Source organism: Bacillus sp. SN32 (genome assembly GCF_002837495.1).
GTDB classification, from domain to species: Bacteria; Bacillota; Bacilli; order Bacillales; family Bacillaceae; genus Bacillus; species Bacillus subtilis.
Genome location: NZ_PJCT01000001.1, coordinates 1,263,141 through 1,289,296, shown reverse-complemented (window position 1 = coordinate 1,289,296; position 26,156 = coordinate 1,263,141). Strand labels below are relative to the sequence as shown.

The following is a 26,156-nucleotide window of genomic DNA, read 5'->3' as shown; positions in this document are numbered from 1 at the left end:
AATATCACCTCTTTAGTCTATAAACCAGGTGATGACGTATGAATCAAATGAAAGATACAATATTGCTCGCCGGTCTCGGATTGATAGGCGGTTCGATTGCCCTAGCGATCAAAAAAAATCATCCCGGCAAACGGATTATCGGAATCGACATCTCTGATGAACAGGCGGTAGCGGCATTAAAATTAGGTGTGATAGACGATCGTGCTGATTCGTTTATTAGCGGTGCGAAAGAGGCAGCTACAGTAATCATTGCGACACCTGTCGAACAAACACTGGTTATGCTTGAAGAGCTGGCTCATTCAGGAATTGAACATGAGCTTTTGATTACGGATGTAGGAAGCACAAAGCAAAAAGTGGTTGATTACGCTGATCAAGTGCTGCCTAGCCGCTATCAGTTTGTCGGAGGGCATCCGATGGCGGGTTCACATAAATCAGGAGTGGCCGCTGCGAAGGAGTTCCTGTTTGAAAATGCATTTTATATTTTAACGCCAGGCCAGAAAACGGACAAACAAGCTGTGGAACAGTTAAAAAACCTGCTGAAGGGGACGAATGCCCATTTTGTGGAAATGTCGCCAGAGGAGCATGATGGTGTTACAAGTGTAATCAGTCATTTTCCGCATATTGTAGCAGCTAGTCTTGTTCACCAAACCCATCATTCGGAAAACCTGTATCCGCTTGTTAAACGTTTTGCTGCCGGCGGGTTCAGAGATATTACAAGGATTGCATCAAGCAGCCCGGCAATGTGGCGGGATATTTTATTACATAATAAAGATAAAATCTTAGACCGTTTTGATGAGTGGATTCGTGAAATTGACAAGATCCGTACATATGTAGAACAAGAAGATGCGGAAAATCTATTTCGTTATTTTAAAACCGCCAAGGATTATCGCGACGGGCTGCCGCTTCGGCAGAAGGGAGCGATACCTGCATTTTATGATCTATACGTTGATGTGCCCGATCATCCAGGTGTAATATCCGAGATAACAGCGATCTTAGCTGCGGAGCGCATCAGTATCACGAATATCCGCATTATCGAAACACGAGAAGATATTAACGGGATTTTAAGGATCAGTTTTCAGTCTGATGACGACCGCAAAAGGGCAGAACAATGCATTGAAGCCCGGGCGGAATATGAAACTTTTTATGCTGATTGAGGTGGAAAAAATGAAACGAGAAAAGGTGCAGACCTTACATGGAGAAATACATATTCCCGGTGATAAATCCATTTCTCACCGCTCTGTTATGTTTGGCGCGCTAGCGGCAGGCACAACAACAGTTAAAAACTTTCTGCCGGGAGCAGATTGTCTGAGCACGATCGATTGCTTTAGAAAAATGGGTGTTCACATTGAGCAAAGCGGCAGCGATGTCGTGATTCACGGAAAAGGAATCGATGCCCTGAAAGAGCCAGAAAGCCTTTTAGATGTCGGAAATTCAGGTACAACCATTCGCCTGATGCTTGGAATATTAGCGGGCCGTCCTTTTTACAGCGCGGTAGCCGGAGATGAGAGCATTGCGAAGCGCCCAATGAAGCGTGTGACTGAGCCTTTAAAAAAAATGGGGGCTAAAATCGACGGCAGAGCCGGCGGAGAATTTACACCGCTGTCGGTGAGCGGCGCTTCATTAAAAGGCATTGAATATGTATCACCTGTTGCAAGCGCGCAAATTAAATCTGCTGTTTTGCTGGCCGGATTACAGGCTGAGGGCACAACAACTGTCACAGAGCCCCATAAATCTCGGGACCACACTGAGCGGATGCTTTCTGCTTTTGGCGTTAAGCTTTCTGAAGATCAAACGAGTGTTTCCATTGCTGGTGGCCAGAAACTGACAGCTGCTGATATTTTTGTTCCTGGAGACATTTCTTCAGCCGCGTTTTTCCTTGCTGCTGGCGCGATGGTTCCAAACAGCAGAATTGTATTGAAAAACGTAGGTTTAAATCCGACTCGGACAGGTATTATTGATGTCCTTCAAAACATGGGGGCAAAACTTGAAATCAAACCATCTGCTGATAGCGGTGCAGAGCCTTATGGAGATTTGATTATAGAAACGTCATCTCTAAAAGCAGTTGAAATCGGAGGAGATATCATTCCGCGTTTAATTGATGAGATCCCTATCATCGCGCTTCTTGCGACTCAGGCGGAAGGAACTACCGTTATTAAGGACGCGGCAGAGCTAAAAGTGAAAGAAACAAACCGTATTGATACTGTTGTTTCTGAGCTTCGCAAGCTGGGTGCTGAAATTGAACCGACAGCAGATGGAATGAAGGTTTATGGCAAACAAACGTTGAAAGGCGGCGCTGCAGTGTCCAGCCACGGAGATCATCGAATCGGAATGATGCTTGGTATTGCTTCCTGTATAACGGAGGAGCCGATTGAAATCGAGCACACGGATGCCATTCACGTTTCTTATCCAACCTTCTTCGAGCATTTAAATAAGCTTTCGAAAAAATCCTGAAGTTTTACTTCAGGATTTTTTATGCAGATCATAATTTGAGGCAAAAAAACATAGCTTGTCTTATAGAGGGGATAGAAAAACGAAAAGGGGGGATGTGCTTTACTTACAAGCCGGCAGGTCAAAGAGCTGCTTTACTGTACAGAGGGCGATCTTCCTTTTTTCATTTTCTATCTCAAGATCTTTTGGTAAACTAATAAGACTCAATAATTCCCTTCCGTACAGAAGCATCTTATTTGCCGGGGGCATTCGTCTGAATTATGATAAGATTAACCCGAACAAATAAAGCTTTTTTGTATGGTTGATGTTGTATAGGAAAAGAAAGGACCGGTCCGATTTGAATACATTGATTCAAGAAGCCATAAAATTAGTTGAAGCAGGTGAAACAGAAAAAGGCCTCAACACGCTCTCGAAGGCTGAAAAACAGCTGCATGATGAAGATAAAGCCATTGCAGCCCAGCTTTATTACGAGTGGGGCGATGTAGAAAAAGCAATTTCACTGATTAGTGATCTACATGATTTATATCCAAATGAAACAGAACTGACGAATTTCTACGCTGAACTTTTAATAGATATTGACGAAGAAGAAAAAGCCCTCGCTGTGCTGGAGACTATTCCGGAAACAGATCCATCATATCCAGAAAGTTTGCTGCTTATGGCGGATCTTTATCAGATGCAGGGGTTATTCGAAGTCAGTGAACAAAAGCTTTTACAAGCAAAGTCCATTCTGGACAATGAACCTGTTATTGATTTTGCACTGGGAGAACTTTACTTTGCTCAGGGAGCCTATGCAAAAGCGGTTCAATATTTTAAAACAACGGCTGAGGAGCAGGGGGAGATCGGAGGCGTTAATGTCCATCAAAGACTGGCAGAATCGTTAAGTGCCTCAGGTGAATTTGAGGATGCCATTCCATGGTACGAGAAAGCTGTCGATGAGAATCCTGATCCTAATACGATTTTCGGCTATGGTTTTACAGCCTTACAGGCGGGGCTTGTGAAAACAGCTATTAAGCAGCTGTCTGATTTAAAGGAGCTTGATCCATCTTATACTTCACTTTATATGCCGCTCTCGAAAAGCTATGAAGCTGAAGAAATGTATGAAGAGGCATTAAAAACGGCAAAAGAGGGTATCAGATATGATGAATATAACAAAGAACTTTTCCTTTATGCCGCCAAAATGGCCTTAAAAATCGGGAAGTCAGAAGAGGGAAAAAAGCTGCTTCAGGAGGCGCTTGCGCTTGATCCGGGCTTTGTCGAGGCGCTTCATACACTTCTTGCCGTGTATCACAAAGAAGAGGATTATGATCAGATCATTGATCTTATTCAAGAGGTTCGAAGCTACGGTGAAGAAGATCCGAAATACAATTGGTATCTTGCAAGCGCATATACTGAATTAGAGCAATACGAGGAAGCAAAACAATCCTTTGAGGCTGCCTATCTTCATTACCGGGAGGATAGAGATTTCTTATATGAATACGCAAGCTTCCTATTAGAAGAAGGCCTTCAAAAAGAAGCGCTGCCGCTTTTGAAAAAGGTTCTTGAAATGGACGGAGCCAATGAAGAGCTGGAAGAAACGATTTTGCGAATCGAGGATGAATTTTCTAGATAAGCAGGAATATTAACCATTCATGTGGAACATATAAGTATATAGATTATACGAACGATAGAGGAGGGAATTACATGCAGACCCCTGTTTCTGTCAATGAGAAAAAAGATTTTATCCGTTGGTTTTTAAACCATTATCAGTTAAAGCGCCGAGAGTGCGTTTGGATCTTGAACTACTTAATGAGCCATGATTCTCTCATGGAGAAGGTTCATTTTGTGGAGCAGGCTGAATTTTGCCCGAGAGGCATTATAATGTCAACACATTGTGTTGAAGAAGTTCCGTTCCGGTTCTATAAAGAGAATGTCATGACTACCGACGCGGAAAAATCTTTTCATGATATTAGATTAAATAAACAGCAGGATTTGTTTATCCAGCTTAATTTCCGTTCGGCTTACAGCTCACCTGAATATGCGGCGGTGCTGGAGTCCAACCCGCATATTCCGAAAAACCTTTTTGAGAATAAAAAAGATCAGGGATTGGCGGAACAGATTTTAGAGCACGCTATTTCCACATTCCAAAGAGAAAAATTATTAAAAGACATTGACGAGGCGTTAGATCGTCATGATAAAGAGGCATTTGAACAATTATCGCGCCAATTAAATCAGCTCACATAATATGACCAGCCTTGCAGTGAATTGCAAGGCTTGTTGCCGTAAAGGGGGAGAACGATGAGGTGGAGAATCACTGATGCCAAGGACTATTTACAAGCTAAGGATTACATTGATACCGCTGTCATACCATTAATTAACATAAGGGTTAATAACCATTTTAAAATGGCGGCGGAGAAAGGCGAGTTTACGCAGCTTCTCTCAGAAGAACTTGAAAGGCAGTTAAAGGGACGGGTATATTTACTTCCTCCTTATACATATGTTGATAGAAATGAAATAACCGTTCAAGGGCTTAAGGATTTGCGGGAAGAGCTGATAACGGAATTTCCGCATGTTGTCCTGCTCACATCTGACGAAAGTTGGAGAGCTGAGGATGCGTTAGGCAAAATGATTGTTACACCGTCTGTTCCATTAGAGCATTTAAATGACTCTTTAAAAAGAAAAATATTGGATGAACGCACTGCTGAAATTTTGAACGTTTTGTTACAGTTATGGAGCACTTCATAAAAACACTTACATTTCCTTATAAACAATATTTTGGCTATATTGACCTTGCTGAGAGATTCATATATTATGAGGGTGTCTAGAGTTATTGCAATATTTTCTATTTTAGTCAGTTTGCAGGGGTGACCTTGAGGGGGGAGAAGAGATGGGCGGAAAACATGATATATCCAGACGTCAATTTTTGAATTACACGCTCACAGGTGTAGGAGGTTTTATGGCGGCTAGTATGCTCATGCCTATGGTTCGCTTCGCACTCGACCCGGTATTAAAATCGACAGGGAAGCAGGATATGGTTCAGGTTGTCAGCGTTGATGAGTTGACAAAAGAGCCGCAGCGCTTTGATTTTAAAATTAATCAAGTCGATGCCTGGTATGAGTCAGAAGAGTCAAGATCAGCCTGGGTCTTCAAAAACGGGGATGAAATTGTAGCACTTTCGCCAATTTGTAAACATTTAGGGTGTACGGTGAACTGGAATAGTGATCCTAAAAACCCGAATAAATTCTTTTGTCCATGCCATTACGGACTCTATGAAAAGGACGGCACCAATGTCCCTGGCACGCCGCCGCTTGCGCCTCTTGATCATTATGAGCAAGAAGTAAAAGACGGCTTCCTGTATCTTGGAAAAGCAAAGCCTAAGGGGGAAGGGTGACATGCTGAACAAAATTTATGATTGGGTAGACGAGCGGCTTGATATTACACCGATGTGGAGAGATATTGCCGATCACGAAGTACCGGAACATGTGAATCCCGCCCATCATTTCTCTGCGTTTGTGTATTGCTTTGGGGGACTGACGTTTTTTGTAACCGTTATCCAAGTATTATCTGGAATGTTTTTAACGATGTATTATGTGCCTGATATCAAAAATGCCTGGGAATCGGTATATTATTTGCAAAATGAAGTGGCATTCGGCCAGATTGTCAGGGGGATGCACCACTGGGGTGCGAGCCTGGTCATTGTGATGATGTTTTTACATACGCTGAGGGTCTTTTTCCAAGGCGCGTATAAAAAACCGCGCGAGCTGAACTGGATTGTCGGTGTGCTGATCTTTTTTGTTATGCTCGGTCTTGGCTTTACAGGCTACTTGCTTCCTTGGGATATGAAGGCTCTGTTTGCAACAAAAGTCGGGCTGCAGATCGCCGAAGCCACGCCTTTGATCGGAACGCAAGTTAAAACGCTCCTTGCAGGGCATCCGGATATTGTAGGCGCCCAAACGCTGACTAGGTTTTTTGCGATCCATGTATTTTTTCTTCCTGCCGCATTGTTCGGGCTGATGGCTGCACATTTTATTATGATCCGGAAGCAGGGGATTTCAGGACCGCTTTAAACTCTTGATCTGCGAATAAAAGGGAGGGGATGACATGCACCGGGGCAAAGGGATGAAATTTGTAGGCGACTCAAGGATACCGGCTGAAAAAAAGCCGAATATACCGAAGGATTATTCGGAGTATCCCGGTAAAACAGAGGCTTTCTGGCCAAATTTCTTGTTAAAGGAATGGATGGTTGGAGCTGTCTTTCTCATCGGTTTTCTCGTTTTGACGATTGTGCATCAGCCGCCTTTGGAGCGGATGGCGGACCCGACTGATACTGGTTATATTCCGCTGCCGGATTGGTATTTTCTTTTCTTATACCAGCTGTTGAAGTATGAATACGCCGCTGGAAGCTTTACAGTGGTCGGCGCCATGATTATGCCAGGTCTCGCTTTTGGGGCCCTGCTTTTGGCTCCATTTCTGGACAGAGGGACAGAAAGAAGGCCGTGGAAGCGTCCGGTCGCTGTCGGTATGATGCTTCTGGCCATTTCCGCTGCTGTATTTTTGACGTGGCAGTCAGTTGCTACTCATGATTGGGCCAAGGCAGAGGAACAGGGGAAAATCACAAAAGAAGCCGACATTGACACCAATGCAGAAGGATATAAGGTCTTTAAGGAACAGGGCTGTATTTCTTGCCATGGGGATAACCTTCAGGGAGGAGCGGCTGGGCCTTCATTGGTTGACAGCGGGCTGAAACCGGAAGAAATCAAAAAAATCGCTGTAGAAGGGAAAGGCAAAATGCCGGCGGGTGTGTTCAAAGGAAATGATAAACAGCTCGAAGAACTTGCAAAATTTATTTCTGAAACAACCGCAAAATAACGTATTGTGAATTGTCAAATGGAAGGATATACTTTTATTATCAAAAGCTGACCCGGCGTCAGCTTTTTTATATGGACATATTATTTTTACAGACTGAGAGTTGATTCGATGTGAAATGGTTTCAATATGTATTAGGGCAGCGGCCGATGCTTATTCTTGTCTTAGCCATTAATTTTCTGGGAACGGTTTACGGCTACTATTGGTACTTGCCGCAGCTTTTGGAGACACCGGCCCGTTTCCTGATTTTTGTTCCGGACAGTCCGACAGCAACGTTTTTCTTTCTGTTTGTGCTGCTTGCCTTTCTCATGAAACGGAATGCTCCGCTCTTTGAGGCGCTTGCGCTAGTTACCCTCGTAAAGTATGGCCTATGGGCGGTGGCTATGAATTTTCTTGTGCTTGCAGTAACTGGTGACTTGCCGTGGGAGGGCTACATGCTAATTGCTTCGCATTTTGCAATGGCAGTTCAAGGCGTATTATACAGTCCGTATTTTCGTTTTTCATTTTGGCATCTTGCAATTGCTGCAGTCTGGACACTGCATAACGATGTCATTGACTACTTGTTTGATATGATGCCGCAATACTCTATGCTTTCTGATTATATGACTGAAATAGGATACGGAACATTTTGGCTAAGCATCTTTTCAATCGGGCTTGCTTACTTTCTTGTGGTCTCGAAAAAGCAAACGAAGCTTGAGCTGATGTAAAGACAATGTTGGTCTATCCTTGTCCCTTTCTTCATATTCTGTAAGGAGAGAGAGTGGGAGGGACCTGCATGAAACGAAAGCTGACGATCTGTTTGTTGATTGCACTTATTTTTTATAATGGAAATGCCAAGGCTGCAGAGCGGGGAAGCCTCGAGGAATTGAATGATTTATCCGATACAGTCTTTCAAATGACCCGACAGGCGAAATATGAAGAGGCGCTTCAAGTCTTGGAGTATTTTGAAAAAACATTAAAATCCGCTGAGAAAAAACAGCAAGACCCCATGCTAACGGGAGCCCAAATCCGTCAAATCACATTGGGCTATAATGATATGGTTCGGAGTTTAAAGCAAGCTGATACATCAGACACACAAAAACTCAGAGCAGCCGCGCAGTTCAGAATGCTGATGGATGCGGTTGACAATCGGTCTGACCCGCTTTGGGGTTCACTGGAAAAACCGATTATGGAAGCTTTTACTGAGCTGAAGCGAGATGTCCAAAAGAATGGAAGCATAAGCTTTCATGAAAAATGGAATGAATTTATCAGTTTATATGACTTGATTTACCCTAGTCTTACAATCGATGTATCAGAGGATCAGCTTGAAACAGTCGGAAAACATATAGATGTTATTGAGCAAGAGGAATTTCAGCAAATGACAGAGAGCACGAAGCTTGAACGGCTTTCCCTTCTTCAGCATGACCTGAAAAATGTGTTTGACAGGGTGGAGGAGGATGATGCCGATCCGTCTTTACTCTGGGTGATGATTACAACCGGCAGTATCATCATTACTGCTCTCACCTATGTCGGTTACAGAAAGTACAAGGCGGAAAAAAACAAGCTGAAAAAAAGGGACTACCCTAAATAAGGATGAGGGGCGGCGGTCAGCCGCCTTTTTTCTATTACATGTCAGCGCGGAAGCGGATTTTTATTTTCATCAAGCGTAAATCCTTCTCCGAGCACATCGTGAACATCGCTTACCGCTACAAAGGCATGGGGATCAATGGAGTTAATCACGCTTTTCAGCATCACCAATTCGTTTTTCGGCACCACACAATAAAGTACATCTATATCCTCTTTTGTGTAGGAACCTTGTCCTTTCAAAATGGTGACGCCCCGTTCCATTTCTTCAAGAATCTTTTTCTGAATCAGGTCGTTTTTCGAAGAGATGATCGTAGCGCCTTTAGCAGCGTATCCGCCTTCCTGAATAAAATCAATTAATCTTGCAGCTACAAATACAGCTACCAGCGTATACATCGCTTCTTTATAGGAGAGATAAGTAAGCAAAGACAAAATGATGACGCAGGCATCGAAAGCAAACATCGTTCTGCCCATCGGGATCCCAAAATACTTATTCACTAAACGTGCGATGATATCAACACCGCCTGTCGTACCGCCGAACTTAAAAATAATTCCCAATCCGGCTCCGATGAATACGCCGGCAAATAAAGCGGCGAGCGCTAAGTCGTGCTGAAGGGGCATATGTATTTCATATCGCTGAAAGATGCTGAGGAACAAAGACAAGGCTACAGTGCCGACAAGGGTATAAACAAACATTGTCCTGCCGAGCAAACGCCAGCCAATAAAAAAAATCGGAATGTTCAACACCAGGTTCGAGATAGAGGGGCTGATGTGGAAAAGGGCATAAAGCAAAAGTGTAATACCTGTAAAACCGCCCTCAGCCAGATTGTTCTGCATATTGAAATGAACCAAGCCAAATGAAAAAATTGCCGCTCCGATTAAAATAAAAAATATGTTTTTTAATCTAATTTCTCCAAGCATCACACAAAACCCCTTTTCCTTCCATTAGATAGCGTTTATATTATAGTGGATGAAAAAGAAAACAGCAAACGTGCTTAAACATTTGTCAAACGTATCTGAATTAGCTAACATGTAAGAGGATGATAGGAGGTTTCGTTCAGTGAGTGATAAAACAATGAAAGACATACAGGCTGAAGTAGACCGTTACATCGGCCAATTTAAAGAAGGATATTTTAGCCCGCTGGCCATGATGGCGAGGCTGACTGAAGAACTGGGCGAGCTTGCCAGAGAAGTGAATCACCGTTATGGAGAAAAACCAAAAAAAGCGACTGAAGATGATAAAAGCATGGAAGAGGAAATGGGCGATGTGCTATTTGTATTGGTTTGTTTAGCCAACTCTCTTGATATCTCTTTAGAGGAAGCTCACGACCGAGTCATGCATAAATTTAATACAAGAGATAAAGATCGCTGGACCAGAAAAGAAGAAGGAAAGTAGAGGAGATCAAGATGTCAAACGAAACAATTAAAGTAGTCATTGCGGGACCGCGTGGAAGAATGGGGCAGGAAGCTGTTAAATTGGCAGAACGAACACCTCATTTTGACCTTGTCGGGGCCATAGACCATACATACGATCAGCAAAAATTATCTGATGTGATGCCTGTTGAGTCAGATGCTTTAATTTACACAGATATCCATGCCTGCTTTACAGAAACACAACCGGATGTCTTGATTGATTTAACAACGCCCGAAATCGGAAAAGTACATACAAAAATTGCATTAGAGCACGGAGTCCGTCCAGTTGTCGGAACAACCGGTTTCTCAGAAGCTGATTTAAAAGAGCTCACGTCTTTAACAGAAGAAAAAGGGATCGGAGCCATCATCGCGCCAAATTTTGCGCTCGGTGCGATACTGATGATGAAATTTTCAAAAATGGCTGCCAACTATTTTGAGGATGTTGAGATTATTGAGCTTCATCATGATCAGAAGCTTGACGCACCAAGCGGAACTGCGCTTAAAACAGCGGAAATGATTTCAGAAGTCCGTAAAGAAAAGCAGCAAGGACATCCGGATGAAAAAGAAATTCTCCCAGGAGCAAGAGGAGCGGAGCAAAACGGCATTCGCTTGCACAGCGTCCGTCTTCCGGGACTGATCGCGCATCAGGAGGTCATGTTCGGCATGGATGGCCAAACGCTTCAGATACGCCATGATTCTTATAACCGTGCTTCTTTCATGTCAGGCGTTAAACTGTCAGTCGAACAAGTCATGAAGATTGATCAGCTTGTGTACGGTTTAGAAAATATCATTGATTAGACGGGGGGATAAACAATGAAAATTGCTTTGATCGCGCATGACAAGAAAAAACAGGACATGGTTCAATTTACGACTGCCTATCGGGATATTTTAAAGAATCATGATTTATACGCAACCGGAACCACAGGGTTGAAAATTCAAGAGGCGACAGGTCTTCAAATTGAACGTTTTCAATCCGGCCCTTTAGGGGGAGACCAGCAAATCGGTGCATTGATCGCTGCCAATGCACTCGATCTTGTCATTTTTTTGCGCGACCCGCTGACCGCGCAGCCGCATGAACCGGATGTCTCGGCATTAATCCGGTTATGTGATGTGTATTCCATTCCGCTCGCCACAAATATGGGTACTGCGGAAATTCTCGTCCGCACACTTGATGAAGGTGTTTTCGAATTCCGTGACCTTCTTCGAGGAGAAGAGCCGAATGTATAATGCTGACGTTCTTGCTTTTGGCGCCCACAGTGATGATGTCGAGATCGGAATGGGCGGCACAATAGCGAAGTTTGTCAAACAGGGAAAAAAAGTAATGATATGCGACTTGACAGAAGCGGAACTCTCTTCTAACGGTACGGTCAGTTTACGTAAAGAAGAAGCAGCTGAAGCAGCCCGCATATTAGGCGCAGATAAAAGAATTCAGCTGACGCTTCCAGACCGCGGCCTAATAATGAGTGATCAGGCAATTCGGTCGATTGTCACTGTCATCAGAACCTGCCGCCCAAAAGCGGTTTTTATGCCGTATAAAAAGGATCGCCATCCGGATCACGGCAATGCGGCTGCACTGGTGGAAGAAGCGATCTTTTCCGCCGGAATCCATAAATATAAAGATGAAAAAAGCCTTCCGGCGCATAAAGTCAGCAAGGTTTACTATTATATGATAAATGGTTTTCATCAGCCGGATTTTGTCATTGATATCTCGGATACAATAGAGGCAAAGGAACAAAGCCTCAACGCCTACAAAAGCCAGTTTATCCCGTCAAAGGATTCCGTTTCTACTCCTCTGACGAATGGTTATATCGAGATCGTTGAAGCGAGAGAAAAGCTTTACGGTAAAGAAGCGGGCGTGGAGTATGCCGAAGGTTTCTTTTCCAAACGGATGCTGATGCTTGATCATGATGTGCTTGGGGGCGAACAATGAGAAAACTAAAAATAGGAATCACATGCTATCCGAGCGTTGGAGGCTCGGGTATCATTGCGACAGAACTGGGGAAGCAGCTTGCTGAAAAGGGACATGAAATCCATTTCATCACATCAAGCATTCCGTTTAGACTGAATACATATCATCCCAATATTCATTTTCATGAAGTTGAGGTTAATCAATATGCTGTTTTTAAATATCCTCCGTATGATTTGACATTGGCAAGCAAAATCGCTGAGGTGGCGGAACGGGAGAATTTAGACATTATCCATGCTCACTATGCTCTTCCGCATGCCGTATGCGCCTATCTTGCAAAACAAATGCTGAAACGCAATATCGGCATTGTTACCACTTTGCATGGCACGGATATCACGGTGTTAGGTTATGATCCGTCTCTAAAAGATCTGATCCGTTTTGCTATTGAGTCATCAGACAGGGTGACTGCAGTCTCCTCAGCGCTTGCGGCTGAAACGTACGATTTAATTAAACCGGAGAAAAAAATTGAAACGATTTATAACTTTATAGACGAGCGCGTGTATCTGAAGAAAAACACAGCGGTGATTAAAGAGAAACATGGAATTTTACCAGATGAAAAAGTCGTCATCCATGTGTCCAATTTTAGAAAGGTTAAACGCGTGCAGGATGTCATCCGTGTGTTCCGCAATATCGCTGGCAAAACGAAAGCGAAGCTGCTTTTAGTCGGAGACGGTCCGGAGAAATCGACAGCCTGCGAGCTTATCAGAAAATATGGCTTGGAAGACCAAGTCTCAATGCTTGGAAATCAAGACCGTGTTGAAGAGCTTTATTCTATTAGCGATTTGAAGCTGCTGCTATCTGAAAAAGAAAGCTTCGGTCTTGTCCTGCTTGAAGCGATGGCTTGCGGAGTGCCTTGTATCGGAACAAACATTGGCGGTATCCCTGAGGTTATTAAAAACAATGTGAGCGGATTTTTGGTGGATGTCGGTGATGTTGCGGCCGCAACAGCCCGCGCGATGAGCATTTTAGAAGATGAACAGCTAAGCAATCGTTTTACAAAGGCGGCAATAGAGATGCTTGAAAATGAATTTTCTTCTAAAAAAATTGTCAGCCAGTATGAACAGATTTATGCCGATTTAGCAGAACCGGAGTGATCACATGGAAAAAGTTTTTATCAAAGCACTTCCCGTGCTCCGCATCTTAATCGAAGCGGGCCATCAGGCTTATTTTGTCGGGGGCGCAGTTCGTGACAGCTATATGAAACGAACGATCGGAGATGTCGATATCGCGACAGATGCGGCACCTGATCAAGTAGAACGGCTGTTTCAGCGAACTGTTGATGTAGGCAAAGAGCATGGGACCATTATTGTGCTCTGGGAGGATGAAACCTATGAAGTCACGACATTCCGGACTGAATCTGATTATGTTGATTTCAGAAGACCGTCAGAAGTGCAATTTATCTCATCATTAGAAGAGGATCTAAAACGAAGAGATTTAACGATCAATGCGATGGCCATGACAGCGGACGGGAAGGTGCTTGATTATTTTGGCGGCAAGAAAGATATTGATCAGAAAGTGATTCGAACCGTTGGAAAGCCTGAGGATAGATTTCAAGAGGATGCGCTTCGTATGCTGAGAGCCGTACGTTTTATGAGCCAGCTTGGCTTTACGCTTTCACCGGAAACAGAAGAAGCCATTGCGAAAGAAAAATCACTCCTCTCCCATGTTTCAGTCGAACGAAAAACTATAGAGTTCGAGAAATTGCTGCAGGGAAGAGCTTCTCGCCAGGCGCTTCAAACGCTCATTCAAACGAGATTGTATGAAGAGCTTCCTGGTTTTTATCATAAACGAGAAAACCTGATTTCAACGAGTGAGTTTCCATTCTTCTCTTTAACATCCCGTGAGGAGCTTTGGGCTGCTCTTTTAATTAACCTTGGCATAGTCTTGAAAGACGCGCCCCTTTTCCTGAAAGCCTGGAAGCTCCCGGGAAAAGTGATCAAGGAAGCCATTCACATTGCTGATACGTTTGGCCAGAGCCTTGACGTAATGACAATGTACAGAGCTGGGGAAAAAGCACTGCTCTCTGCGGCCAAAATATCGCAGCTTCGGCAAAACGAAAAACTGGATGAAAAGAAACTGAAGGATATTCAGTACTCTTATCAAAACCTGCCGATCAAAAGCCTTAAGGATCTTGATATCACGGGTAAGGACTTGCTTGCGCTTCGAAACCGGCCGGCCGGAAAATGGGTGTCGGAAGAATTACAGCGGATCGAGCAGGCTGTTGTGACAGGGAAGCTCTCCAATCAAAAGAAACACATAGAGGAGTGGCTGAAGACATGCGGTCAACATTAAGAAAAGACCTTATTGAATTATTTTCTCAGGCCGGCAATGAATTTATTTCCGGCCAAAAAATCAGTGATGCTCTCGGCTGTTCAAGAACTGCTGTGTGGAAGCATATTGAAGAGCTTCGGAAAGAGGGTTATGAAGTAGAAGCCGTTAGAAGAAAAGGATATCGGCTCATCAAAAAGCCTGGAAAACTCAGTGAAAGCGAAATTCGTTTTGGATTAAAAACGGAAGTGATGGGCCAGCATCTTATTTACCATGACGTTCTTTCAAGCACGCAAAAAACGGCTCATGAGCTCGCGAATAATAACGCACCGGAAGGCACCCTCGTGGTGGCTGACAAACAAACAGCCGGAAGGGGCCGAATGTCTAGGGTTTGGCATTCTCAAGAAGGAAACGGCGTTTGGATGAGCCTGATTTTGCGGCCTGACATTCCGCTCCAAAAAACACCGCAGCTGACTCTGCTTGCTGCAGTAGCTGTTGTGCAGGGAATAGAAGAGGCAGCAGGCATCCAAACGGATATTAAATGGCCAAATGATATTTTGATTAACGGAAAAAAAACAGTCGGTATCCTAACGGAAATGCAGGCTGAAGAAGACCGCGTACGTTCAGTGATCATTGGGATCGGCATTAACGTTAACCAGCAGCCTAATGATTTTCCAGATGAATTGAAGGACATCGCGACAAGCCTCAGCCAAGCTGCTGGGGAAAAAATTGATCGGGCCGGCGTCATCCAGTATATTTTACTATGCTTTGAGAAACGGTACCGGGATTATATGACGCACGGATTTACGCCGATTAAGCTTTTATGGGAAAGCTATGCGCTCGGTATTGGCACTAATATGAGAGCCAGAACGTTAAACGGAACCTTTTACGGTAAGGCGTTAGGTATAGATGATGAAGGCGTTCTGCTTTTAGAAACGAACGAAGGCATTAAAAAAATCTATTCTGCCGATATCGAATTGGGCTAATGTGTTGGTACAAGCCCGTTGATTTTGGTATACTTCCATTGGGCAGTATCGCCTGCGAACTGCACCTATTATTAAAATAGATAGACATTGCAGCAGTCTGCCTTGATCCAAAAAAGGACTGGGACAGAGGGATGAAACTCGCCGAACTTTAGAAAGTGAAGAATCCTTCTCGTTGTAACGGAAGGTTTTTTGGCTTGCAGAAGAAAACGGCAGATCATCTCCTCTAAACATGAGGAGGAGAAAACATGAAAACAAAACTGGATTTTCTAAAAATGAAGGAGTCTGAAGAACCGATTGTCATGCTGACCGCTTATGATTATCCGGCAGCTAAACTTGCTGAACAAGCGGGAGTTGACATGATTTTAGTCGGTGATTCACTTGGAATGGTCGTCCTCGGCCTTGATTCAACTGTCGGTGTGACAGTTGCGGACATGATCCATCATACAAAAGCCGTTAAAAGGGGTGCGCCGAATACCTTTATTGTGACAGATATGCCGTTTATGTCTTATCACCTGTCTAAGGAAGATACGCTGAAAAATGCAGCGGCTATCGTTCAGGAAAGCGGAGCTGACGCACTGAAGCTTGAGGGCGGAGAAGGCGTGTTTGAATCCATTCGCGCATTGACGCTTGGAGGCATTCCAGTAGTCAGTCACTTAGGTTTGACACCGCAGTCAGTCGGCGTACTGGGCGGCTATAAAGTACAGGGCAAAGACGAACAAAGCGCCAAAAAATTAATAGAAGACAGTATAAAATGCGAAGAAGCAGGAGCTATGATGCTTGTGCTGGAATGTGTGCCGGCAGAACTCACAGCCAAAATTGCCGAGACGCTAAGCATACCGGTCATTGGAATCGGGGCTGGTGTGAAAGCGGACGGACAAGTTCTCGTTTATCATGATATTATCGGCCACGGTGTTGAGAGAACACCTAAATTTGTAAAGCAATATACGCGCATTGATGAAACCATCGAAACAGCAATCAGCGGATATGTTCAGGATGTAAGACATCGTGCTTTCCCTGAACAAAAGCATTCCTTTCAAATGAACCAGACAGTGCTTGACGGCTTGTACGGGGGAAAATAAGATGAGACAGATTACTGATATTTCACAGCTGAAAGAAGCCATAAAACAATACCATTCAGAGGGCAAGTCAATCGGATTTGTTCCGACGATGGGGTTTCTGCATGAGGGGCATTTAACCTTAGCAGACAAAGCAAGACAAGAAAACGACGCCGTTATTATGAGTATTTTTGTGAATCCTGCACAATTCGGCCCTAATGAAGATTTTGAAGCATATCCGCGCGATATTGAGCGGGATGCAGCTCTTGCAGAAAACGCCGGAGTCGATATTTTATTTACGCCAGATGCTCATGATATGTATCCCGGTGAAAAGAATGTCACGATTCATGTAGAAAGACGCACAGACGTGTTATGCGGGCGCTCAAGAGAAGGACATTTTGACGGGGTCGCGATCGTACTGACGAAGCTTTTCAACCTAGTCAAGCCGACTCGTGCCTATTTCGGTTTAAAAGATGCGCAGCAGGTAGCTGTTGTTGATGGGTTAATCAGTGACTTCTTCATGGATATTGAATTGGTTCCTGTCGATACGGTCAGAGAGGAAGACGGCTTAGCCAAAAGCTCTCGCAATGTATACTTAACAGCTGAGGAAAGAAAAGAAGCGCCTAAGCTGTATCGGGCCCTTCAAACAAGTGCGGAGCTGATCCAAGCCGGTGAAAGAGATCCTGAAGCGGTGATAAAAGCTGCAAAAGAAATCATTGAAACGACAAGCGGAACCATAGACTATGTGGAGCTTTATTCCTATCCGGAACTCGAGCCTGTGAATGAAATTGCTGGAAAGATGATTCTCGCTGTTGCAGTTGCTTTTTCAAAAGCGCGTTTAATAGATAATATCATTATTGATATTCGAGAAATGGAGAGAATATAATATGTATCGAACAATGATGAGCGGCAAGCTTCACAGGGCAACTGTTACGGAAGCAAACCTGAACTATGTGGGAAGCATTACAATTGATGAAGATCTCATTGATGCTGTGGGAATGCTTCCTAATGAAAAAGTACAAATTGTGAATAATAATAATGGAGCACGTCTTGAAACGTATATTATTCCTGGTAAACGGGGAAGCGGCGTCATATGCTTAAACGGTGCAGCCGCACGCCTTGTGCAGGAAGGAGATAAGGTCATTATTATTTCCTACAAAATGATGTCTGATCAAGAAGCGGCAAGCCACGAGCCGAAAGTGGCTGTTCTGAATGATCAAAACAAAATTGAACAAATGCTGGGAAACGAACCAGCCCGTACAATTTTGTAGAAGAAAAGCCCCCTTTATCGGGGGTTTTCTTTTAAGATTTTGAGAGTAAAACGGTTTTGCCGCTCCATTTCCGTACAAAACGTGTTACACTTTTGTCGTATGCAAGAATTGAGGTGTCCATTTTAATGAATAAGCAACGGTTCGTTGTTATAGATGTAGAGACAACAGGGAATTCGCCGAAGAAAGGCGATAAAATCATACAAATCGCAGCGGTTGTAATCGAAAATGGACAAATTACTGAGCGGTTTTCAAAATACATTAATCCAAATAAATCAATCCCTGCTTTTATTGAGCAGCTTACTGGAATCTCTAATCAAATGGTCGAGAATGAACAGCCATTTGAAGCAGTTGCTGAAGAAGTATTCCAATTGCTTGACGGCGCTTATTTTGTAGCCCACAATATCCATTTTGACCTTGGATTTGTCAAGTGTGAGCTGTATAAGGCGGGCTTTCAGCTCCCAGATTGTGAAGTGCTTGATACTGTCGAGCTCTCACGTATTGTTTTTCCGGGATTTGAAGGGTATAAGCTGACGGAATTAAGCGAGGAGCTTCAGCTGCGGCATGATCAGCCGCACCGGGCTGACAGCGATGCTGAAGTGACAGGGCTTATTTTTTTGGAAATCCTTGAAAAGCTGCGGCAGCTTCCTTATCCGACATTAAAGCAGTTAAGAAGGCTTTCGCAGCATTTCATCAGTGATCTGACGCATTTGTTGGATATGTTCATTAATGAAAACAGACATACCGAGATACCGGGCTATACGCGCTTTTCTTCGTTTTCTGTCAGAGAACCTGAAGCTATCGATGTTCGTATAAATGAGGACGAGAACTTCTCATTTGAGATCGAAAGCTGGGAAGCGGGAAATGAAAAAGCGCTGTCAGAGTTAATGCCTGGGTATGAAAAAAGAGACGGCCAAATGATGATGATGAGAGAGGTGGCTGATGCGTTTGCCAATCGTGAGCATGCGCTGATTGAAGCTCCTCCAGGCATCGGAAAAACGATTGGCTATCTTATTCCGGCTGCGCTTTTTGCCAAGAAATCAAAAAAGCCGGTCATAATCAGCACGTATTCGACGCTTTTACAGCAGCAGATTCTCACAAAGGATTTGCCGATTGTCCAAGATCTGTTTCCATTTCCGGTAACAGCGGCGATTTTAAAAGGGCAATCGCATTATTTATGCCTGTATAAATTTGAGCAGGTGCTTCATGAAGAAGATGATAATTATGATGCCGTACTGACAAAGGCACAGCTTCTCGTTTGGCTGACAGAGACAAATACAGGAGATGTAGCGGAACTGAATTTGCCTTCAGGCGGAAAATTGCTGTGGGACAGATTGGCTTATGACGATGACTCCTATAAAAGAAGTCGCAGTGAGCATGTGATCGGTTTTTACGAGCGGGCCAAACAGATTGCTTTGCGTTCCGATTTGGTGATCACCAATCATTCTCTTTTGCTGACCGATGAAGGCAGCCAGAAAAAAAGGCTTCCCGAAAGCGGCACATTTATTATTGATGAAGCACACCATTTTGAACGTGCGGCAAGCGAACATTTAGGGAAAAGAGCTACGTACATAGAATTGCATACGAAATTGAGCAGAATCGGCACTCTGAAGGAGCAGGGACTTCTAAAAAAGATGAGACAGCTATTCCAGCGAAACAGCCTGCCGGTTGATTCATTTTTCGAATTGGAAGAGTGGCTTCAGCACGTTCAAGCAGAAAGTGATGCTTTCTTCAGCTCTGTACATTCTTTTGTCAAACGAAGAAAACCTAAAGAAGACTTAAACCGTCTAGTGTTTAAGGTGAACAAAGAAAGCCAGGATAAAAGCTGGTCGATCTTAACGGATGGTGCGGAGAGGCTTTGTTCCATGCTGACACATTTGCAGCAGCTTTTTGAGGCACAGTCATCCCTGATGGAAAAACATCTGAAGGGTATGAAGAGCAAAACCGTCTTTTTAGCCGATGAATACCAAAGAAGCATGAAAGGCTTGCAGCATTACTGTCAGACGTTGCAGAAGCTCTTCTTTGGGTCTGATGACGATGAAGCGGTTTGGATTGAAATAGATGCAAAGGGTGCGAAAAATGCAGTGGCCATTTACGCACAGCCTCTTGAACCTGGTGAACTTCTGGCTGATCAGTTTTTCGCGCGCAAAAATAGTGTGGTGCTGACATCTGCAACCCTTACAGTCGAAGGTTCTTTTCAATTTATGATTGAACGACTGGGACTGAGTGACTTTTTCCCGCGGACAATGAGAATTGAGTCACCCTTTTCTTACGATGAGCGTATGCAGGTGATGATTCCAAAAGAAATGAAATCAATTCAGGATACAGGGCAACCTGAATTTATACAGGATACAGCCCGTTATATCGAACTGATGGCAAAGGAAAAACAGCCTAAAATCCTTGTGCTGTTTACATCCCATGATATGCTGAAAAAGGTTCACCAGGAGCTTAAGCATAAAATGAGTGCTTCCGGCATTCAGCTCTTGGCACAAGGGATTACAGGCGGAAGTCCCGGCAAACTGATGAAGACTTTTAAAACATCCAATCAGGCGATCCTGCTCGGAACAAATCATTTTTGGGAAGGCGTTGATTTCCCTGGTGATGAGCTGACGACAGTAATGATCGTGAGGCTCCCATTCCGGTCCCCTGATCACCCGCTTCATGCTGCAAAATGTGAGCTTGCCCGCAAAAAAGGAAAGAATCCGTTTCAAACAGTTTCATTACCGGAAGCTGTGCTGACCTTCAGGCAAGGAATCGGACGCTTGCTGCGTTCTGCGGGAGACAAGGGAACGATTATGATATTGGACAGACGGATTAAAACCGCTGGTTACGGCCGGCTGTTTCTTGATGCCTTGCCGACAACCTCAGTATCCGAAATGACTGACAGCGAGCTTGAAGCTTATGTTGCAGGGGAAAAAGAATAAAAGCCGCATAAAGCGGCTTTTGCGGTGTGGGAGTAGGATGGTGTTTTTATTTAAAAGCGGATTTCCCGCTCTGTGATACTAGTATGGCGTGTCCTGAAATGGAGTATGACTAACAATATTTGTTCAAACTGGAGGATGAAAAAATGGAAAGTAAAATCGAAATTCTTTCAACAATTAATGTAGAGCATTCTGATGATCTGTATAAAATTGTGGACACATTGAATCGTACACTGAAAAGAGACAATCTGATGTTCGGCCTTGCGCTGGATGAAGAAAACAAAAACCAAGCCGTTTTTACCATTTATCGTACGTAGGTGAGAAGATGAGAAAAAAAGCATTAATATTTACCGTCATTTTTGGTATTATTTTTTTAGCAGTACTTCTTGTCTCGGCAAGCATTTATAAATCAGCCATGGCACAAAAGGAAGAGGGGCACGAAGCAGCAGCTGCTGAAGCTAAAAAAGAAACCGATCTCGCCAATGTTGATCAAGTCGAAACATTTGTCGGAAAAGAAAAATATTATGTTGTAAAGGGAACGGATAAAAAAGGCACTGCATTATATGTCTGGGTTCCTGCTGATAAAAAAGCAAAAATTCTCTCAAAAGAAGCGAAAGAGGGAATCTCTGAAGACAAAGCGGCGAAAATCATAAAGGATGAAGGGCTGGTTTCAAAGCAAAAAGAGGTTCATCTGGCAAGAGAAGGAAACGTCCTGCTTTGGGAAGTGACGTACTTAGACAAAGAAGGGCAATACAGTTTAAGTTATGTGGACTTTACAACTGGAAAGATTCTCAAAAATATCACGCCTTAAGACGAATTAGGGGGAGTTCAAGTTGAAACTGGCAAAAAGAGTATCCGCATTAACACCATCAACCACACTGGCAATCACAGCGAAAGCGAAAGAACTGAAAGCCGCAGGCCATGATGTCATCGGCTTAGGAGCAGGCGAACCTGACTTCAATACACCGCAGCATATTATTGATGCCGCTGTGCGTTCGATGAACGAGGGCCATACGAAATACACGCCTTCCGCTGGTTTGGCTGAACTGAAAAACAGCATTGCAAAGAAATTTAAACGCGACCAGAATATTGAATACAAACCGTCTCAAATTATTGTCTGCACTGGTGCCAAACATGCTCTGTATACCCTTTTCCAAGTGATTTTGGATGAAGAAGATGAAGTTATTATTCCAACGCCTTACTGGGTAAGCTATCCGGAGCAGGTGAAACTCGCTGGCGGAAAGCCAGTTTATGTAGAAGGGCTTGAGGAAAATCACTTCAAAATTTCGCCTGAGCAGCTGAAAAATGCAATTACGGAAAAAACAAAAGCAATCGTTATTAACTCTCCAAGCAACCCGACTGGTGTCATGTATACGGAAGAAGAACTATCTGCACTCGGTGAAGTGTGCCTTGAACATGATATCTTGATTGTGTCAGATGAAATTTATGAAAAACTTACATACGGCGGAAAGAAACATGTTTCCATTGCACAGCTGTCAGACAGACTGAAAGAACAAACGGTCATTATAAACGGCGTATCGAAGTCCCACAGCATGACAGGCTGGAGAATCGGTTATGCGGCAGGCTCTGAAGACATTATTAAAGCGATGACGAACCTTGCAAGCCACAGCACGTCAAACCCGACATCAATCGCACAATACGGAGCGATTGCTGCTTATAACGGGCCTTCTGAGCCATTGGAAGAAATGAGAGAAGCATTTGAACATAGATTAAATACGATCTATGCAAAGCTCATAGAAATCCCAGGGTTCAGCTGTGTGAAGCCGGAAGGTGCTTTTTACTTGTTCCCGAATGCAAAAGAGGCAGCTCAATCTTGCGGTTTCAAAGATGTAGATGAATTTGTTAAAGCGCTTCTCGAGGAGGAAAAAGTTGCGATTGTTCCAGGATCCGGATTTGGCTCTCCTGAGAATGTCCGTCTTTCTTATGCAACATCGTTAGATCTTCTTGAAAAAGCCATTGAAAGAATCAAGCGTTTTGTAGAAAAACATAGCTAACAGATCAAAAAGCGGCTGACAGAAAAGCCGCTTTTTATCTGCATTGACCCGGTTAGTTAAGAGCGGGTATAATAAAGTGATGATAAAAGAGTTCGCGGGGCAATGAGCTTCCGAATGTCTTTCTTGTTTTGGAGGGAAATATGTTGAAAACAACAATCAACCAAGTGTACAAGCACGTAGGTGAGGAAGTAACGATCGGAGCTTGGGTCGCTAATAAGCGTTCAAGCGGGAAAATTGCGTTTTTACAGCTTCGGGACGGTACCGGTTTTATTCAGGGTGTCGTAGTAAAAGCGGAAGTGGAAGAAAGCATTTTCCAAACAGCTAAATCAGTGACGCAGGAAACGTCGCTCTATATAAAAGGGATTGTCAAAGAGGACGAGCGTTCTCCGCTTGGATATGAACTTGCTGTGACAGATATTGAAGTCATTCACGAAGCGACCGATTATCCAATTACACCAAAAGAACACGGAACGGAATTTTTGATGGATCACAGACATTTATGGCTGCGTTCAAAGCGCCAGCATGCGATCATGAAAATCCGTAATGAAATCATTCGCGCGACTTACGAATTCTTTAATAACGAAGGCTTCGTAAAAGTGGATCCGCCGATTCTGACTGGAAGTGCACCTGAAGGAACAACAGAACTCTTTGCGACAAAGTACTTTGATGAAGATGCTTATCTGTCTCAAAGCGGCCAGCTCTACATGGAAGCTGCGGCAATGGCTTTAGGAAAAGTATTCTCTTTCGGACCGACGTTCAGAGCGGAAAAGTCTAAAACAAAGCGTCACTTAATCGAATTCTGGATGATCGAACCGGAAATGGCGTTTGTAGAATTTGAAGAAAACCTTCAAGTACAGGAAAATTACGTTTCTTTCATCGTGCAATCAGTTCTTAAGAATTGCAAAATTGAATTAAACACATTGGGAAGAGACACGTCAAAACTTGAGCAAATCAAAGCTCCATTCCCAAGAATCACGTATGATGAAGCGATTGAATTTCTGAAAGAAAAAGGCTTTGACGATATCGAGTGGGGAGATGATTTCGGAGCGCCTCATGAAACAGCGATTGCTGAACACTATGACAAACCGGTATTCATCACTCGCTATCCGACGTCCTTAAAACCGTTCTATATGCAGCCGGCTTCTGACCGTGAGGACGTTGTGCTTTGCGCTGACTTGATTGCTCCGGAAGGCTATGGAGAAATCATCGGCGGGTCTGAACGGATTCACGATATGGAACTTTTGGAATCGCGTCTTAAAGAACATGGACTGGATTCTGACGCATATAAATGGTATGCTGAACTTAGAAAATATGGATCAGTTCCTCATTCCGGCTTCGGCCTTGGATTAGAGCGGACAGTAGCTTGGATCAGCGGAGCGCCTCACGTTCGTGAAACGATTCCGTTCCCAAGACTGTTAAACCGTCTGTATCCGTAATACATTCAAATGAAACAAAAAAGAGTCTCCTGCAAGGGAGACTTTTTACAGTAAAGGGGCAATCACAATCCTTTACAGTAAGAGGTGTGACGATGAAAAAACAGCAATTTATTGATATGCAGGAGCAGGGAACATCAACCATCCCCAATCTTCTGCTCACGCATTATAAACAGCTTGGGCTTAATGAAACAGAACTTATTCTGCTGTTAAAAATTAAAATGCATTTAGAAAAAGGATCATATTTTCCTACACCGAATCAGCTGCAGGAAGGTATGTCAATTTCTGTTGAAGAATGCACAAACAGATTGCGGATGTTTATTCAAAAAGGCTTTCTGTTTATTGAAGAATGCGAGGATCAAAACGGCATCAAATTTGAGAAATATTCTCTTCAGCCTTTATGGGGCAAGCTGTACGAGTATATTCAGCTTGCACAGAATCAAACACAGGAAAGAAAAGCAGAAGGGGAACAAAAAAGCCTTTATACCATTTTTGAGGAAGAGTTCGCAAGGCCGTTATCGCCTTTGGAGTGTGAAACGCTGGCGATCTGGCAGGACCAGGATCAGCATGACGCACAACTGATCAAACACGCGTTAAAAGAGGCTGTACTATCAGGAAAACTCAGTTTCCGCTACATTGACCGGATTTTGTTTGAATGGAAGAAAAACGGGCTTAAAACTGTGGAGCAAGCAAAAATACACAGCCAAAAATTCCGGCGTGTACAAGCAAAGCAGAATGAACCGCAAAAAGAGTATAAAAGGCAGGTTCCTTTTTACAATTGGCTTGAACAATAAAGTGAAAAGGTGACAATCGTGTTAAATCTAAAACAAATTGAATTCTGTTTAGACAAGATAGGTGACATGTTTCCTCATGCGGAGTGTGAACTGGTTCATTCCAATCCTTTTGAATTAGTGGTGGCTGTTGCTTTATCTGCGCAATGTACAGATGCACTTGTAAACAGAGTGACCAAAACATTATTCCAAAAATACAAACGGCCGGAAGACTATTTGGCTGTTCCGCTGGAAGAGCTTCAGCAGGATATTAAATCAATCGGTTTATATCGTAATAAAGCGAAAAATATTCAAAAGCTGAGTAAAATGATTATTGAAGATTACGGCGGAGAAGTGCCGAGAGACCGCGATGAGCTTGTCAAACTGCCAGGGGTCGGGAGAAAGACCGCAAACGTAGTGGTATCCGTTGCGTTTGGCGTGCCGGCCATAGCCGTAGATACCCATGTGGAGAGAGTCAGCAAACGATTGGGCATTTGTCGGTGGAAGGACTCGGTTCTGGAAGTTGAAAAGACGCTGATGCGCAAGGTTCCCAAAGAAGACTGGTCCGTTACGCATCACCGGCTTATTTTCTTCGGCAGATATCACTGTAAAGCCCAATCTCCGCGCTGTGCGGAGTGTCCGCTGCTTTCTTTGTGCAGAGAAGGGCAGAAGAGAGATAAAAAAGGACTGGTGAAACGATGACGCAAGCAAAAGAAGTGTTGTCTTCCTATGAGCAATACTTGCGCAGTCTTGGCCAGAAGAGTTCCTCGGATATGAAGAAAACCTTGCAGACCAATCCCGTGTATTTTGATTTCTGCACGGAATTACAAGGCGATTTGCCATGGGAGGACAGCGGGAAATACGTTCCGCTTTTATTTGAAGTGTGGGATGACATCAAAGCATCACTTCTCCCAGTCTTTCAAACACGAAAATCGAGATGTGACCAAAACGAAATGTTAAAGGGCATTGTGTGTTTGCTGGCTTCGTTACATTGGACAGCAGGTGAGCCGGTGAAATCGCTCGATTGGCAAGAACTGAGGGAGAAATCATATCCCGCAAAGCCGATTAATTGGGCTGAACGAGTGGAATTTATTCTTCTTAAGCCGACCCAATACCATTGCTTTATTCAGCTTGATGAGCTGATTACCGAAATGAAAAAGCATTTTTATAAATATCATGCGATGAATCGATAAAACCTCCTCTTAAAA

Annotated in this window: 29 protein-coding genes; 28 read left to right on the top strand and 1 reads right to left on the bottom strand. The window is 43.7% G+C overall.

Annotation, left to right across the window (positions count from 1 at the left end; genetic code table 11):
- The first annotated feature begins 38 nt into the window (after window positions 1–38).
- The 10 genes from CW370_RS06525 (at window position 39) to ypjB (ending at window position 8,860) form a co-directional block, all read left to right on the top strand.
- Complete coding sequence (locus tag CW370_RS06525; RefSeq protein ID WP_014480118.1) at window positions 39–1,154, top strand: prephenate dehydrogenase; 1,116 nt, start codon at window positions 39–41, stop codon at window positions 1,152–1,154.
- A gap of 10 nt (window positions 1,155–1,164) precedes the next feature.
- The gene (gene aroA, locus CW370_RS06520) at window positions 1,165–2,451 is read left to right on the top strand and encodes a 3-phosphoshikimate 1-carboxyvinyltransferase (RefSeq protein ID WP_015251819.1); all 1,287 of its coding nucleotides are present in this window, start codon (window positions 1,165–1,167) and stop codon (window positions 2,449–2,451) included.
- Window positions 2,452–2,785: 334 nt separating this feature from the next.
- A complete protein-coding gene (locus CW370_RS06515; RefSeq protein ID WP_024573468.1) occupies window positions 2,786–4,057 on the top strand; it encodes a tetratricopeptide repeat protein in 1,272 nt (423 codons plus the stop codon).
- A 71-nt stretch (window positions 4,058–4,128) separates the two neighbouring features.
- The gene (locus CW370_RS06510; RefSeq protein ID WP_015251820.1) at window positions 4,129–4,668 is read left to right on the top strand and encodes a ReoY family proteolytic degradation factor; all 540 of its coding nucleotides are present in this window, start codon (window positions 4,129–4,131) and stop codon (window positions 4,666–4,668) included.
- Window positions 4,669–4,722: 54 nt separating this feature from the next.
- Complete coding sequence (locus CW370_RS06505; RefSeq protein ID WP_014480115.1) at window positions 4,723–5,169, top strand: YpiF family protein; 447 nt, start codon at window positions 4,723–4,725, stop codon at window positions 5,167–5,169.
- A gap of 142 nt (window positions 5,170–5,311) precedes the next feature.
- Entirely contained in the window at window positions 5,312–5,815 is a 504-nt protein-coding gene (locus CW370_RS06500; protein ID WP_003230627.1) for a ubiquinol-cytochrome c reductase iron-sulfur subunit, read from the top strand.
- 1 nt (window position 5,816) lies between these two features.
- Window positions 5,817–6,491 carry a menaquinol-cytochrome c reductase cytochrome b subunit gene (gene qcrB, locus CW370_RS06495; protein WP_003225560.1) on the top strand — a complete coding sequence of 225 codons (675 nt, stop codon included), beginning with the start codon at window positions 5,817–5,819 and terminating at the stop codon, window positions 6,489–6,491.
- A 34-nt stretch (window positions 6,492–6,525) separates the two neighbouring features.
- Window positions 6,526–7,293, top strand: coding sequence for a menaquinol-cytochrome c reductase cytochrome b/c subunit (locus CW370_RS06490; protein WP_004398051.1), 768 nt, complete (start codon window positions 6,526–6,528; stop codon window positions 7,291–7,293).
- 110 nt (window positions 7,294–7,403) lie between these two features.
- A complete protein-coding gene (locus CW370_RS06485; RefSeq protein WP_017696530.1) occupies window positions 7,404–7,997 on the top strand; it encodes a DUF1405 domain-containing protein in 594 nt (197 codons plus the stop codon).
- A 68-nt stretch (window positions 7,998–8,065) separates the two neighbouring features.
- Window positions 8,066–8,860, top strand: coding sequence for a sporulation protein YpjB (ypjB, locus tag CW370_RS06480; RefSeq protein WP_024573567.1), 795 nt, complete (start codon window positions 8,066–8,068; stop codon window positions 8,858–8,860).
- A gap of 41 nt (window positions 8,861–8,901) precedes the next feature.
- Here ypjB and CW370_RS06475 read toward each other — a convergent pair whose 3' ends face one another.
- Window positions 8,902–9,774, bottom strand: a complete 873-nt coding sequence (locus tag CW370_RS06475; protein ID WP_003230635.1) for a YitT family protein — start codon at window positions 9,772–9,774, stop codon at window positions 8,902–8,904.
- A gap of 139 nt (window positions 9,775–9,913) precedes the next feature.
- Between CW370_RS06475 and CW370_RS06470 the strand changes: the two genes are divergently transcribed.
- The 18 genes from CW370_RS06470 (at window position 9,914) to CW370_RS06385 (ending at window position 26,141) form a co-directional block, all read left to right on the top strand.
- Window positions 9,914–10,249: a nucleotide pyrophosphohydrolase gene (locus CW370_RS06470; RefSeq protein WP_004398044.1), complete on the top strand. Its 336-nt coding sequence runs from the start codon at window positions 9,914–9,916 to the stop codon at window positions 10,247–10,249.
- A gap of 11 nt (window positions 10,250–10,260) precedes the next feature.
- Window positions 10,261–11,064, top strand: a complete 804-nt coding sequence (gene dapB / locus CW370_RS06465; RefSeq protein WP_024573475.1) for a 4-hydroxy-tetrahydrodipicolinate reductase — start codon at window positions 10,261–10,263, stop codon at window positions 11,062–11,064.
- A gap of 15 nt (window positions 11,065–11,079) precedes the next feature.
- Window positions 11,080–11,493, top strand: a complete 414-nt coding sequence (mgsA, locus tag CW370_RS06460) for a methylglyoxal synthase (RefSeq protein WP_014477171.1) — start codon at window positions 11,080–11,082, stop codon at window positions 11,491–11,493.
- Window positions 11,486–12,196: a bacillithiol biosynthesis deacetylase BshB1 gene (gene bshB1, locus CW370_RS06455; protein ID WP_024573474.1), complete on the top strand. Its 711-nt coding sequence runs from the start codon at window positions 11,486–11,488 to the stop codon at window positions 12,194–12,196. Before mgsA ends, bshB1 begins: the two co-directional genes overlap by 8 nt.
- Entirely contained in the window at window positions 12,193–13,326 is a 1,134-nt protein-coding gene (gene bshA / locus CW370_RS06450; RefSeq protein WP_024573473.1) for an N-acetyl-alpha-D-glucosaminyl L-malate synthase BshA, read from the top strand. Before bshB1 ends, bshA begins: the two co-directional genes overlap by 4 nt.
- A 4-nt stretch (window positions 13,327–13,330) precedes the next feature.
- A complete protein-coding gene (locus CW370_RS06445) occupies window positions 13,331–14,524 on the top strand; it encodes a CCA tRNA nucleotidyltransferase (RefSeq protein ID WP_029946163.1) in 1,194 nt (397 codons plus the stop codon).
- Window positions 14,509–15,486, top strand: a complete 978-nt coding sequence (locus CW370_RS06440) for a bifunctional biotin--[acetyl-CoA-carboxylase] synthetase/biotin operon repressor (RefSeq protein WP_024571840.1) — start codon at window positions 14,509–14,511, stop codon at window positions 15,484–15,486. Before CW370_RS06445 ends, CW370_RS06440 begins: the two co-directional genes overlap by 16 nt.
- A 245-nt stretch (window positions 15,487–15,731) precedes the next feature.
- Entirely contained in the window at window positions 15,732–16,565 is an 834-nt protein-coding gene (gene panB, locus CW370_RS06435) for a 3-methyl-2-oxobutanoate hydroxymethyltransferase (protein WP_003230652.1), read from the top strand.
- A gap of 1 nt (window position 16,566) precedes the next feature.
- Window positions 16,567–17,427, top strand: coding sequence for a pantoate--beta-alanine ligase (panC, locus tag CW370_RS06430; protein ID WP_024571841.1), 861 nt, complete (start codon window positions 16,567–16,569; stop codon window positions 17,425–17,427).
- Between the two features lies 1 nt (window position 17,428).
- Window positions 17,429–17,812, top strand: a complete 384-nt coding sequence (gene panD, locus CW370_RS06425; protein ID WP_003225586.1) for an aspartate 1-decarboxylase — start codon at window positions 17,429–17,431, stop codon at window positions 17,810–17,812.
- A gap of 125 nt (window positions 17,813–17,937) precedes the next feature.
- The gene (dinG, locus tag CW370_RS06420; protein ID WP_024571843.1) at window positions 17,938–20,733 is read left to right on the top strand and encodes an ATP-dependent DNA helicase DinG; all 2,796 of its coding nucleotides are present in this window, start codon (window positions 17,938–17,940) and stop codon (window positions 20,731–20,733) included.
- Window positions 20,734–20,876: 143 nt separating this feature from the next.
- The gene (locus tag CW370_RS06415) at window positions 20,877–21,047 is read left to right on the top strand and encodes a YpmA family protein (protein WP_003225588.1); all 171 of its coding nucleotides are present in this window, start codon (window positions 20,877–20,879) and stop codon (window positions 21,045–21,047) included.
- 8 nt (window positions 21,048–21,055) lie between these two features.
- Window positions 21,056–21,541 (top strand): cell wall elongation/penicillin-binding protein regulator TseB, encoded by a 486-nt coding sequence (gene tseB / locus CW370_RS06410; RefSeq protein WP_014477164.1) that lies wholly within the window; start codon window positions 21,056–21,058, stop codon window positions 21,539–21,541.
- Between the two features lie 22 nt (window positions 21,542–21,563).
- Window positions 21,564–22,745: an aspartate transaminase AspB gene (aspB, locus tag CW370_RS06405; RefSeq protein ID WP_024571844.1), complete on the top strand. Its 1,182-nt coding sequence runs from the start codon at window positions 21,564–21,566 to the stop codon at window positions 22,743–22,745.
- A gap of 143 nt (window positions 22,746–22,888) precedes the next feature.
- Window positions 22,889–24,181 carry an asparagine--tRNA ligase gene (asnS, locus tag CW370_RS06400; protein ID WP_004398777.1) on the top strand — a complete coding sequence of 431 codons (1,293 nt, stop codon included), beginning with the start codon at window positions 22,889–22,891 and terminating at the stop codon, window positions 24,179–24,181.
- A 92-nt stretch (window positions 24,182–24,273) separates the two neighbouring features.
- The gene (gene dnaD / locus CW370_RS06395) at window positions 24,274–24,972 is read left to right on the top strand and encodes a DNA replication protein DnaD (RefSeq protein WP_004398499.1); all 699 of its coding nucleotides are present in this window, start codon (window positions 24,274–24,276) and stop codon (window positions 24,970–24,972) included.
- Between the two features lie 18 nt (window positions 24,973–24,990).
- Window positions 24,991–25,650, top strand: coding sequence for an endonuclease III (nth, locus tag CW370_RS06390; protein ID WP_009967580.1), 660 nt, complete (start codon window positions 24,991–24,993; stop codon window positions 25,648–25,650).
- The gene (locus CW370_RS06385; RefSeq protein WP_024571845.1) at window positions 25,647–26,141 is read left to right on the top strand and encodes a YpoC family protein; all 495 of its coding nucleotides are present in this window, start codon (window positions 25,647–25,649) and stop codon (window positions 26,139–26,141) included. Before nth ends, CW370_RS06385 begins: the two co-directional genes overlap by 4 nt.
- Window positions 26,142–26,156: the final 15 nt, after the last annotated feature.